The sequence below is a fragment of the Bacteroidales bacterium genome (genome assembly GCA_041671145.1).
Lineage (GTDB): Bacteria > Bacteroidota > Bacteroidia > Bacteroidales > JAHJDW01 > JAQUPB01.
The window spans coordinates 1-7,218 of record JBAZBZ010000066.1 but is presented as its reverse complement, the minus strand read 5'-3'; the positions used below and the strand labels follow the sequence as shown (position 1 = coordinate 7,218).

4 protein-coding genes are annotated in these 7,218 nt (G+C 32.5%); 1 reads left to right on the top strand and 3 read right to left on the bottom strand.

What is annotated here, in order from left to right:
* Positions 1–211: 211 nt before the first annotated feature.
* A complete protein-coding gene (locus WC223_13530) occupies positions 212–412 on the top strand; it encodes a hypothetical protein (GenBank protein MFA6925261.1) in 201 nt (66 codons plus the stop codon).
* A gap of 41 nt (positions 413–453) precedes the next feature.
* Here WC223_13530 and WC223_13525 read toward each other — a convergent pair whose 3' ends face one another.
* Genes WC223_13525 through radC form a run of 3 tightly spaced genes read right to left on the bottom strand, consistent with a single transcriptional unit; the run spans position 454 to position 6,905 of the window.
* Positions 454–2,541: a DUF262 domain-containing protein gene (locus WC223_13525; protein ID MFA6925260.1), complete on the bottom strand. Its 2,088-nt coding sequence runs from the start codon at positions 2,539–2,541 to the stop codon at positions 454–456.
* A 22-nt stretch (positions 2,542–2,563) separates the two neighbouring features.
* A complete protein-coding gene (locus WC223_13520; GenBank protein ID MFA6925259.1) occupies positions 2,564–5,293 on the bottom strand; it encodes an N-6 DNA methylase in 2,730 nt (909 codons plus the stop codon).
* A gap of 4 nt (positions 5,294–5,297) precedes the next feature.
* A complete protein-coding gene (gene radC, locus WC223_13515; protein ID MFA6925258.1) occupies positions 5,298–6,905 on the bottom strand; it encodes a DNA repair protein RadC in 1,608 nt (535 codons plus the stop codon).
* Between the last annotated feature and the right edge of the window lie 313 nt (positions 6,906–7,218).

Sequence of the window (7,218 nt, the reverse complement as noted above, 5' to 3'; positions counted from 1 at the left end):
GCGATTCAACCTGACCATTCTGTATTGCACAACCAAGACAAGCAATTTTTTTCGTTTGACCACTAATGTCTGTGATAATGCGTTTACCCATAGGTTTAGCAATAAAAATTTTTCAATTTCCGATAACGTTTCGGCATATCTGATGTTTGCCGGAGCAAAGCGAAGGCAAATATGGGTGAAAGAATTTTTTACTCCTTATTATTATCTATTAATGAAAAATTCTGGAACCAGATATGCCGTGTTATACGCTGTTCAAAAAATATTTTTAATAAATAATCTTTTGATAGACTACATAATAATAAATTTGTTTTTCGTTTTAGGTTTTGGGCAGAGGGGTAGGGGTGAATGCCCAAAATCTAAAACTCCTTATTGTTTTCTTTTTAAACAAATAGGCAAAAAGGAAGGGGCTTAAGGGGAGGGAATTTTTGCCTATTTGTTTGGCTTATTTAGTTATTACTCTGTCTCTTGTCCGATTTGCTTTTCAAATGCTTGGCGTACCAAACTCATAATATAAGGGATTTCTTCAATTTTTGAGAGCCCAACTTCAACATCACCATTGCCCCAGCGTCCAAGTGCCGAAACATCCTTACATAAACCTTTCGGGTCATTTATTTCTGCAAATGTTACATTTAACGAAAGACGTAGTCGTTTCGCTTGTGGTACAATATCGACAAAATTAGTTTCCGCTTTATACGCAACATATAATTTCAAAAATGTTTCGGTTACGCACGGATCAAGTGCTAGTACTTGCTTACGAAATTCTTTAAATACGCTTTTCATAGGATCAGACGCAAGGTGTGGATGATCTTCAATACTATATTCTGTAAGTTCTGTTTTAGGTTTATATTCTTCCAAAACGCTACTTTCTATTTTTGGCGCAAACCAAACATCAATTGCTTGCGTTGACAGACTTTCAGCGCGTTCTATTATGTTTTTTTCTGCCCAGGTTTCTTTGTCGGCAATCGATCTGTTTAGTTTTAGAGGGCTTTCTGAAAATCCACCCTTCATGTTTCGCTTTTCGATAAACGGCCTGTCGCTATATTCTGAATTGTAACCAGTTAAAGTGAGATTACCCAATGTATGAAGATATGTTTTTTGAATGCGCTCCCATTCAGGACCTAGTTCTGCCCTCCATGTTGCGGATAAGTTCTCATTTTGGGGCATGATATGTTCTATTGTATATTCGTCCACAGGAACACGCTCTTTTCTATTGTAATTTTCTAATCGACGCAACCAGTAACTGCGGCTACGAAAATTATAAACATCCTTAATCTTAATTTCTCGTTTAAATTCTTCATCATCAGGAAAGCGTCGATAAGATGGTAGAAGCATAAAATTTGCTTGTACGCTTTCTAAATATCTATCCTTTTTCAAGTTGCGAGAGAAATTTCCAAAAGTTTTATTCATTGAGTTAGTCGGAATTCCGCATATAGCACGTCGAAAAACATAATTTTCTACAAGTCGTACTATTTTTAATAATTCATCCGGAGATAAAATATCTTTTTTGTAGTCATTATAAATTTCTAATAGGAATGGAAACGCAACATCAACTTTTAATTCTCTGAGGTCATGAAATGCCATTTTAAGTTCCTGATTGGTTTCTGCGCCAAGTGCCATAGCGCAGTAATGCCCGGCAAAGGTACGAATGTCAGAAACAAGCGCTTCAATGCTGGAAATTTCCGGCGAACGCGCATATTGCTTGAACGCTTCATATACTTCGCGCTCTTTTGGTATTACACCTGTCTTTACAGTGAGATAATGCCTCATGAAACCGTCGAAATAAACAGCATAACCTTCTTGGCCAAAATCTATTTCCATCGGTCGCCAGTATTGATCATAGAGTTTTGACTGGAGCTCATGCTCTAACCCCATGAGAATAAAATTACGGATCAAATCAGCTTGGCTTAATTCACGCCCAGTTGAATTTAGGCTTTCAAATATTAATTGCGGATTATCTTGATCACGGTTAAGAGAAATATCTACGATAATAAGTTTTGCCAAACCTTTGCAGACAGCCAAAAGGTTGTCTTTTTCTTCGGTAATTTTTTCAGTAAAAAAATCAAAATTAGCCTTTACTCGCACGGAAAAATCTTTTGGATATGAATTTTGATCGAGTAGCGACGTCAAGGTTGTTTTATCCGTTTGCGACAAAATAAGTTTGTATTTTTTTTCTCCTTCTTCGAGAGGATTGAGTAGAAAATAATTGCGCATTTTTTTTGCCGAAAATCCTTCAATAGGTTCGTTCTCACCGAGGGCACGAGCGAGCGCCTCTATCATTAGCGATACCGTTGTAAGTCTTTGTTGCCCATCAATTACAAGAAGTGGTGATTGGCTCGAGACAGAATAAAGGCCTTTTTCTACATAAACAATAGATCCAACAAAATGTGCCGTGATTTTGTCGTTACTTCCAGTGCGTAAAATATCTTCCCACAATTGAAGACATTCCTTTTCGCTCCAACTGTATGTACGCTGGTAAATAGGAATAATGAATTGAGGTGATTTTTTTAGAAAATCGATTAATTTTGCTTCGGTTGCTTTCATAGATTTATTTTTTAAGATAAAATTATAATCTGATATTCATTCTGATTTCATATAAAGTTTTTAGAGAATCAATAATTTGATCTTTATATGCTTGTATTTCAAAAGACTCAAAAACGATATTGTCAAAATCGATTCTATCAGCTGATTTTAATTCTTCCAAAATAGGTAATATTTTTCTATTTTTTAATTTTCCGAATTTCATTTTTATACTTTGTTTTTGTTTACTGGATAATAAATCAGGGTTTAGCATGTTTAGATTTTTCTTCATTCTCGTAGAGCTTAAATCTAACGCCCCAAGACCTCTTCCGAAGCCAATTGATTCGATGAAAAATATTCCAAGGGCACTGTTTAACAGAGCATGCATTAGTTCCAGATCTAGATTGTCGTCTTTCACCGTAAATCTTGTAAGTCTCTGATTTACAAATGATCTTTTGTTTAATTTTGCAATAAATATTCTTTTATCAAAATTCATGCTTGCAACAAAATCTGCCATTGTCGTATCTTTCATTTCATACCAGTAGCAGCCACTTCTTTCTAAGACTTTTGGTAGGGGTTTGCCTTTTTTATTTACCTCATGCTCAAATTTTTTAATCCAGGATAAAGCGTTATCATGTCCAAGTACTCCTAATTCTTTAACACTTTTGTTGCAACAAAAAGCCTCAGATCCTGCCGTAGTTGTTAAATTCTCAATTTCTCTTGAACTTTTTAATACTGGCCTGATATAGATATTTTCAATATTATGATTACTTTCCGGATAAAACATGGGATCCCAGCCACGTCTTTCTCCTCTGTTTATATCAAATAATTTGTTTGCAGGTATTAGCTTGCTTTTTATTTTTGACACCCAAGAAATATCGCTAAACAAAGAATTCCAGCTTATACCTAGATCAAACAAGCTTTGAGTCTTATATTTTTGAAATGAAATATTCTCATTAGGAATATTGGCAATTATATTCTCTATTATTTCTTGAATATCGTAATCTTTGGCAATATTTAGGTCACTATTGATTGTTATAAAATTAGTATTTTCATCAGGATTAATATCTTCGATTGAATTCCTTTTGTTTGCAATAATAATTGTTGTAATAACATCGGCATTTTTAAACCATCTTCCTTTTCCTGAAATTATTACATTTTCAATGTGATAAAATTTATTTAAAGTATTTCTAAACACCCCTCCCCATTCAGTAGCAAGCCAAGAATTAGAGGTTATAATTCCGAGCTTCCCATTTTGTTTCAATAAATTCCAAAGATAAAAGGGCAAATATGAATACAAGTCGCCCTTTGAAAACTGTAATTGTTGTCCGGTATGTTTATAAATGATTTTTTCTGTCAGCTCTTTGATATTTGGGTTTAAAATATTAAGATCTTCTTGTTGTATAAAAGGTAAATTAGAAACCATGTAATCAACACCTTCATATCTCTTTTTTATAATTTCTCCTGAATAAGGATCTTTGAGTTCTATTTCATCCCCTATATTAATTTTTGTGCAATCTTCTTTGAAGATTTGCATAATTTCACCAATATTTTTTGGATCAGTTAATGCTAGGGTTGCAATTTGCAAAGGGAAAGCGACCTTATCACTACAAAAAATTGATTGTAGAGATGTTTTTGAGCTAATACCCGATTCTATTTTTAAATCATAAGCAGATCTTGCGATTGTTCCAGTTCCGCAACATGGGTCATGCAAAGACAACTCCTTATTTACCATCGTAAGACTTGTTAAAAATCTTGCCAAGAACATAGGGGTTGTATATTGTCCAGCAATTTTTCTTTTTGAAGTGTAAATTATATTTTGAAGCAAATCTTGAAGCAGTTTTTGTCCAATCACTGACAGCTCAATATCGTTCAATAAAACATTAAATTGTTTAATTTCAAGCCAAGTTTCTTCATCCAAATACTTTTCTCCTAGTTGTGGCTGAAAAACATTCCAAAAATTACACTCTTTTGAAATCTCTTTAAATATATCAATTGCTTCATCTATCGTAATTTGTGTACCAATAAATTCTACTTTTTTAGCAGGATCAAAAAAAGCAATCAGGATATGGGCAAATAATAATTTGTTAATCCAATTTACAAGAATGATTTTTGATAAAATTTCCCATTGATTTTGTTTTGGATAATCAAGCTTTGCTAGCCTCCACCAAATATTCGCTTCTGCTAAAAATTTTACATCTTTTCTGGCTGATTTTTGCAAACCGTCAGCTACCACCGAGCTATTTCTAAGTATAAATTCTATGATTGTACTATCCTTAAAGGATTCAATAAATGTTTTCTTTTCAATTTTTCCACTATCAAAAAAGCCGTTTAAATCCTTGAGAATATTATGAAGAACTATTATCCACTCTTTTTTTAGACTTTCGATTTCTTTTCTTTCGGTAGCTATCTCTTTTAGAGAATCCCATTTTTTTATTGGAGTAAAATTATTACCTTTTCTTACATATAAAACCGCTATTCCAACATTCCATAGTAGAAGGCTGTTTACACCTAAAATATTTGCTTTTAATATAGCATTATTTATAAATTCAGTATCTGTAATTGATGTGTCTGGCATTTTAAGCTCCCAGCCCATTAGTATTTCACTATTTTTTCCATACAAAAGAACATCCGGGAATAATCTTTTTACCCCAGTATTTATTGTTGTTTCTCCGCCTGCACGGTTTATGGTTTTGTTGTTTTTAGAAACATATAAATTAATCTCCGTGATGAGATCTATCGCCCAACTTCTTTCATTATATGAGATTTTTGTCATGCTATTAAATATTAGGTTTAATTTTATTTTTTGCTTCACTCACTCTATCATTACATACTTTAATATAGTCAATTGTTTCTTTTTTGAATAAATGAACATCTGTATTTTTTTCTATTCCAATAAAATTTCTATTTTCAAGCACCGCAGAAACTAAAAAGCTTCCACTTCCACATGTGTTGTCCAAAACTATTTCGCCTGCATTTGTAAAGGTTCTAATTAAATATTGACCAAGTGCCACAGGCTTTTGCGTTGGATGATATACTGCTCCTTCACTTTCTGCCGTCTTAAAATAAACAACATCAATTGGATATCTATCACCATTACTTTTTACCTCGACAGATTTAAAATCACCATAACTTCCTGTTAGTTGATCTTTTCTAAATCCTTTATTATACGCCTCTCCTTTCCTCATCTGAGGATTATAAACTGGCTGATTTTTGTAAAAAACACAAATATCTTCATGTTTTCTCAACGGTTGTTTTTTTGCATTTAAAAAATTAGTAGATTTTGATTTTTCCCAAACAATTTTATATTTAAATAGTTTTTCATTACTTAATATTAATTTTGCAGTAAAAACACCTTGTGATGTTAAAATTATTACTCCGTTGTCTTTTATTATTCTTTCGTATTGTTCCCATAATTTATTTAATGGGATAAGGCTATCCCATTGATTTTGAGTTGTTCCATAAGGCAAATCACACAAAATCATATCAATTGATTTGTTAGGAATTTTTTGCATCACTTCTAAACAGTCACCACAATGCACTTTATTAATTAAGTCTTTCATTTCATGCCTAATTTTTTGTTGATTTATTTTAATGAGTGGCATTTTTTCTTCAAAACCTTGTTCCTCAATGCTTATTTCATATGCAGGTTTTTCAATTTCCAGCAATGAAAATAAAGTAGTTTGCATTCCGTCTGCAACATAATCAATACTTGTTTTTTGTTTATTTAACTTCTCGTAGAAACTGCAATGATTGTTTTGAGAAACAATAATAAAATCAATAACTGGTATTCCCATTATTTCGCCAGCTTGTACGATATTTTCAATAATTTGATTGTCTTTTTCGCTAGGTGAAGAATCGCCCGAAGGGTGATTGTGAATTAAAATAACACTAGCAGCGTTTAATTCGGTTGCAGGATAAAAAATTTCTCTCGGATGTAGCAATGCTTTATCTAAAAGACCGACACTGACAATTTCTTTTTTCAACAAAGCATTTCGTGCGTTTAAGTAAAGGCAAACCAAATGTTCTTTTTTCTTATCTCTTAAATCGTAAGTAAGGGATAAAACATCTTGAGAATTTTTTATAACAATTTCGTTAGTTTTGTTTTCGTCGTAGAATCTTTTTACCAATGATATCGCGGACGTTATTTGTAGGGCTTTTGCTTGGCCAATCCCCGAAATTTCTAAAAGATCATCAACAGTTATATTTAAAAAGTTTTTGCTAAACTTTTTAATTATATGTTCAGAAAGTTGTTTAACGTTTTTGCCTTTTATGCCACTACCCAAAAGTATTGCCAAAAGATCACTTTTAGAAAGTGCGTCAGCTCCTTTTTGTAAAAATTTTTCTCTTGGGCGATCAATTTTTGGTATATCTTTAATTTTTGGCATAAATTATTTTCTTTTTAGATAACTTTATTGCGTTCGTTCCCCTTGTAAGTAAATCGTTTTTTCTGCGCCTCCAAAAGCAGAAAAAACACAATATTACCCCTTTTTAATAAATAAAAAACAAATTTATTCCCCTTTTAAAAGTCTATCAAAATTCCTAATAAAAAGAAAAATATTTTTTGAATGGCGTATAACGTTCGCGTTTATGCGATGTTTTTGACCGCTTCATTATTATTTAATAGTAGAAAAGGGCAAAAATATGGGTGGAGTAAAAATGACAATCCATAAATATTTGAAAGTGTCATTTTTTACGGAA

What these genes read in the sequence shown, in the direction of transcription:
- radC (MFA6925258.1), bottom strand. Translation starts at nt 6,905, where the DNA reads ATGCCAAAAATTAAAGATATACCAAAAATTGATCGCCCAAGAGAAAAA.
- WC223_13530 (MFA6925261.1), top strand. Translation starts at nt 212, where the DNA reads ATGAAAAATTCTGGAACCAGATATGCCGTGTTATACGCTGTTCAAAAA.
- WC223_13525 (MFA6925260.1), bottom strand. Translation starts at nt 2,541, where the DNA reads ATGAAAGCAACCGAAGCAAAATTAATCGATTTTCTAAAAAAATCACCT.
- WC223_13520 (MFA6925259.1), bottom strand. Translation starts at nt 5,293, where the DNA reads ATGACAAAAATCTCATATAATGAAAGAAGTTGGGCGATAGATCTCATC.